Raw genomic sequence first — 4,174 nt, forward strand, 5'->3', positions numbered from 1 at the left:
TGTTAAGTTCGTTGGCGCGGCTTCTTTGGTGTTGAATTTTATGCATTCTTAAATTCGTTTCGTGTGCTCTGTCGTTGGCTTTTTCGATAGAATTCTTTGCAAATTACCATGCTCAGGAATGGTGATTTTCTCGGTTATTTCTTCTTTGCCAAGCGCATTTCGTGGATTAGGTTTTAATTTCACAGCTGTCCGTTTTACTTTGCCGTTTGAAAGCAATAATGTGTTTAAAATTAGGCATTTTGGCGTAATTTGCTAGCGAAAGTGCAGCAGCTAACTAGGCGTTTAAGACGGATTCCCAACGCTTGGGAGTTTTGATTCTAGGTTGAGTTTTGTGTTTAAGGCACAATGGTTTAGGATTGTGGTCGCGTTGCTCACCACTTAACGCGGCGTTAGTTTGCCCACCGACTACAATCAGTCGGTAGGGAATTTCTGCTTCTGGTGTAGAACTCGCATTATACGAATTACTGAGCCGTCAACCCAGTAGGAAACAATCATCGAGATTTCGGGGATAATTAGTAGTCGCCCTCGAATACCATCTCGTTGAACACCCATCAGTGGTTGCTCAAGTAAATTCTCTACTTTAGTTTCGATGATTTCGTCAGTTTTATCTGCCGCGTCAGGGTTGAAGTCATAAAGAAACTCAAAGATCTTTTCACGATCATTTAGCGATTCTTCTTCCCATAAAATCATTGTTGACCTCGGTTACGAATCTTAGCTTTTCGTTCAGCCATTCGTGCTTTTGCTGAGTCGTGATCAACAAATGAAGCTTTTCCTGAGTCAAACTTCTCAAATGCTAGGTTTACTTGTTCAGTTAACCAATTGTCGTGAGATAATGCTTTTCGTTGTTGCTCAGCCATTTGCTCGGTAAGCTCACGGCAAGCATCGCTAAGTGTGCGTCCTTGGCTCTCTGCCATTTGTTGAGCTAAGCGTTTAACTTCGTCATCAACACGAAATTGAATTCTAGTGTCCATGAGTAACTCCTAAATTGATGTGCGTACAAATGTTAGCACTGGAGTTGGGCAAGGGCAACTAACAAAGCATTTAAGACGGATTCCCAACGCTTGGCGTTTTCGGCTTACTTCAGTTTAAGTGTTTATGTCACAATGGTTTAGGTCGGGTGGCTAGCATTGCTCACCACTTAATGCGGCGTTAGCCGTCACGTCGAAAATCTCAAGTGACGGCATAATAATTAGCTGTTTACAAACATGTGGTTAGCTTTAGTTACACCTCTGTCGTAAGTACAGAAGGTGTCGGTAGCAGCTTCAGTCTTGCTGTGAATCTTAATGTTGGTGATAACCTCAACAGCGCCAGCATCGTAGCAAGCTTGTTGTGCATCTTTTACGATTTCTAACAGTTGGTTTAGTTCACCTTTCAACGTGGTTTCCATTGCACTGACTTGGAATGGGACACCAGAAGCTTTCACAACTTCAATGGCTTTATCGACGACTTCAAAGTTATTGCCTTCTTTAACTCGTGGAATTACTTGGAAAGCTAACATTACTTCATCTAGTAGTGGTTTTTGACCTGACATCAATAATTTCTCATAGGTTTTGTTGGTATCGAATGGCGTATAGTAACATCAATTGAAAGCATCGAGGTTTGACCTTGAGAGTGTCGGCTAACAAACAATTTAAGAGGGATTCCCAACGCTTGGCATTTTGCTTCTACTTCAATTTTAGTGTTTACGGTACAATACGTTAGGTTGGGTGGTAGCGTTGCTCACCCCTTAATTGGGCGTTATAACGCACTTCCGATAATTTGTTTACAAAAAACTACATGTAGTGTTTTCCTCTCTATTTTGCTCAATATGTTGTGTTTTATTGACTTTCATCAAGTTTCATATCACCGTTTCGAGTATGTTGTTATGTAGCCCGAAGTATTAAAAAAAGGGTTACATAAATTTGAGCACATAAGTCTAGGGGAAAAAGATGAACTTTGATAAAAATTTGTTAGGAAAAATTTTAGATCCGATTCATGGGACAATTATGATCACTGATATTGAACGTCAGGTTATTGGTCATCGCCTTTTTCAAAGGCTTAGGAACGTAAAGCAAAATACGTTTCTGTATAAAGTATTTCCTTCAGCAATGCATAGCCGATTCGAACACTCTTTGGGAGTTATGCACGTTGCTTACGAGATGTTAAATAACCTATTGTTAAATTCATATCGATATGATGCAAAATATGGTGATGAGATTCTATTTCCCAACTTAGATCAACTTTCACATTCAAATATTCAAGAACTAAGATTGGCTGCTTTATTACACGACATAGGTCATGGGCCAATGTCTCATCAATTTGATTCATTTTTAATGTCTAAAAGTCAGCTTAAGAGAGTGTTAGGTAATGAGTATACAGACGTTTATAATCTAATTAGCGATGAAGATGGTGTAGAACATGAACATATTTCCTTAATATTTATTAGAAAAATTATAGAAGATTTATCATTAGATAAAAATGTTGACACCGATAATATACTAAAGCTTATTGAAAACGAATATAAAGGTGGCAAAGTACTAGTTGAGATTAATGGGAATGAATTTGATATTCAGCCATTGTTTACATCTCTTATTTCTTCATGTCCCATTGATGCTGATAGAATGGATTATTTACTAAGAGATAGCTACTTTTCCGGTGTTAAGTGCGGCATATATAATATTGAACGACTATTGAAGTCTATTGTACCTGTTCTTGATGGTGATAAAATATGTTTGGCATATAAAGAGAGTTGCTTGGACTCAATTTCTGAATTTGTCTTTTCGCGTTCTAACTTATTTAGTCAGGTATATTTCCATAAGACAAATCGAGCATTTTCTGCAATGCTTTCTAAAGTATGTGATATTGCAGTAGGAAAAGGAAAAGAACATATTCTTTCAGAAATGTATCAGTTAGAAATAGGCATGGGACGTCATAATTTAGAGTTATTACAAGAGTTTTATCTAGACAATTCAGATGATGAATTTATTAATGCTACAGTCCCAAAGCTTATCGATGGTAGTTCTGTTGCTGAAAGTTTGATCAATGATATTGTAGATCGGAAACCATGGAAAAAGCTCTACGAATCAAAACTATACATTTCAGGCCAAGGCATTTCTTCAAAGATTGATAAGGCTATGATTTCTGATCTGAAGGAAAGCTTACACCTAGAATTAGAGAAATTTGTTTCTCAAGATGAATTTATGATTGATATAATGAGTGATAATACATTTAAAGATATCGATAAAACAGAAATAAAGTTATTAGTTAAATCTCCAGATGGTTCTTATGAATCTAAAAAAATATCTGAATGCGGTGAAAAACTAGATATGTATCAGTCCATAAGATATTTCATTCGTGTATACATCAAGCCTACTGCGCTGGAAATGATAAGTGAAAATGTATCGAAAAAGTTGGAGGATGTTAAAATAAATGTTTGTAAAAAGTATCGATAATTAGTTCATATAGTTCGTTATAACAAAGCATTTAAGAGTGATTCGCAACGCTTGGCACTTTCGCTTCGCTCAATTATAGCCAAACGTTGCTCACACCTTAATGCGGCGTTATGTGTTTGATGAGTTTTTATGGTTAATTCTACGATTTCATTGAGAATTCGTTCCGTGTTTTCGGCAAGTTGGCTTGTCGAAATGGATTCTTGGACAACCTGAGATTAATCGTTTTCAAGGTTCTTGGGTTGCCTCACTTGAGTTTTGGATCTGGTTTGTGTTGAGTTTAGTCAGTTTCAAATCGCTTTAATTGAAATGTCTTTTTGACTGATTCGCTTGCTGATATTCAGCTCTGAAAGTCTGGTGAAACAAAAGGTTTTGTTGTGGCTGAAAGGGCGCTTTCTTTGTCGTTGATTCTGTAAGTGGCTTTCTTCGGCTAAGATCGCTGTGAAATTTAGGTTTTGGTAAGCATCAGTTTTTACGTAACTTATTCAAATCTCTTCATTTCTACGGTGGTTTACTTTGAATTCACGGTAAAATTCACATAACAAGCAATTCAAGTGGATTCTCAACGCGTGGCAGTTTTACTATGCGTCAGGTAAAGTGTTTTATGGTGCAATGCAGTGGCTTGGCCAGTGCGTTGTTCACCACTTAATTGGGCGTTATGTGTTTGATGAGTTTTTGAGGTCAAAGCTACGATTTCATTGAGAATTCGTTCCGTGTTTTCGGCAAGTTGGCTTGGTCGAAATGGA

At 37.4% G+C, this 4,174-nt stretch carries 6 protein-coding genes; 1 reads left to right on the plus strand and 5 read right to left on the minus strand.

Going from position 1 to position 4,174, the window contains the following annotated elements; genetic code table 11:
* Nucleotides 1–48 precede the first annotated feature (48 nt).
* The 4 genes from EYW48_RS20435 to EYW48_RS20450 all read right to left on the minus strand — a co-directional run bounded on the left by EYW48_RS20435 (nucleotide 49) and on the right by EYW48_RS20450 (nucleotide 1,498).
* Nucleotides 49–183, minus strand: a complete 135-nt coding sequence (locus EYW48_RS20435) for a hypothetical protein (protein WP_277432970.1) — start codon at nucleotides 181–183, stop codon at nucleotides 49–51.
* Between the two features lie 228 nt (nucleotides 184–411).
* Nucleotides 412–690 carry a type II toxin-antitoxin system mRNA interferase toxin, RelE/StbE family gene (locus EYW48_RS20440; RefSeq protein ID WP_053312146.1) on the minus strand — a complete coding sequence of 93 codons (279 nt, stop codon included), beginning with the start codon at nucleotides 688–690 and terminating at the stop codon, nucleotides 412–414.
* Complete coding sequence (locus EYW48_RS20445) at nucleotides 687–971, minus strand: type II toxin-antitoxin system RelB/DinJ family antitoxin (protein ID WP_053312147.1); 285 nt, start codon at nucleotides 969–971, stop codon at nucleotides 687–689. Before EYW48_RS20445 ends, EYW48_RS20440 begins: the two co-directional genes overlap by 4 nt.
* A gap of 218 nt (nucleotides 972–1,189) precedes the next feature.
* The gene (locus EYW48_RS20450) at nucleotides 1,190–1,498 is read right to left on the minus strand and encodes a thiamine-binding protein (protein ID WP_207805963.1); all 309 of its coding nucleotides are present in this window, start codon (nucleotides 1,496–1,498) and stop codon (nucleotides 1,190–1,192) included.
* A 430-nt stretch (nucleotides 1,499–1,928) separates the two neighbouring features.
* Between EYW48_RS20450 and EYW48_RS20455 the strand changes: the two genes are divergently transcribed.
* A complete protein-coding gene (locus EYW48_RS20455) occupies nucleotides 1,929–3,431 on the plus strand; it encodes an HD domain-containing protein (RefSeq protein ID WP_277432971.1) in 1,503 nt (500 codons plus the stop codon).
* A gap of 559 nt (nucleotides 3,432–3,990) precedes the next feature.
* On the opposite strand, the gene EYW48_RS20460 is transcribed toward EYW48_RS20455, so the two are convergent.
* A partial coding sequence (locus EYW48_RS20460) for a hypothetical protein (RefSeq protein WP_277432972.1) occupies nucleotides 3,991–4,174 on the minus strand: 184 nt, incomplete at its 5' end.

Origin of the sequence: Vibrio sp. 1180_3 (assembly GCF_029478545.1) — a bacterium.
Lineage (GTDB): Bacteria > Pseudomonadota > Gammaproteobacteria > Enterobacterales > Vibrionaceae > Vibrio > Vibrio aestuarianus.

Excerpts from the sequence above, each read along its gene's own strand:
- EYW48_RS20450 (WP_207805963.1), bottom strand. The coding sequence starts at position 1,498 with ATGTTAGCTTTCCAAGTAATTCCACGAGTTAAAGAAGGCAATAACTTT.
- EYW48_RS20455 (WP_277432971.1), top strand. The coding sequence starts at position 1,929 with ATGAACTTTGATAAAAATTTGTTAGGAAAAATTTTAGATCCGATTCAT.
- EYW48_RS20445 (WP_053312147.1), bottom strand. The coding sequence starts at position 971 with ATGGACACTAGAATTCAATTTCGTGTTGATGACGAAGTTAAACGCTTA.
- EYW48_RS20440 (WP_053312146.1), bottom strand. The coding sequence starts at position 690 with ATGATTTTATGGGAAGAAGAATCGCTAAATGATCGTGAAAAGATCTTT.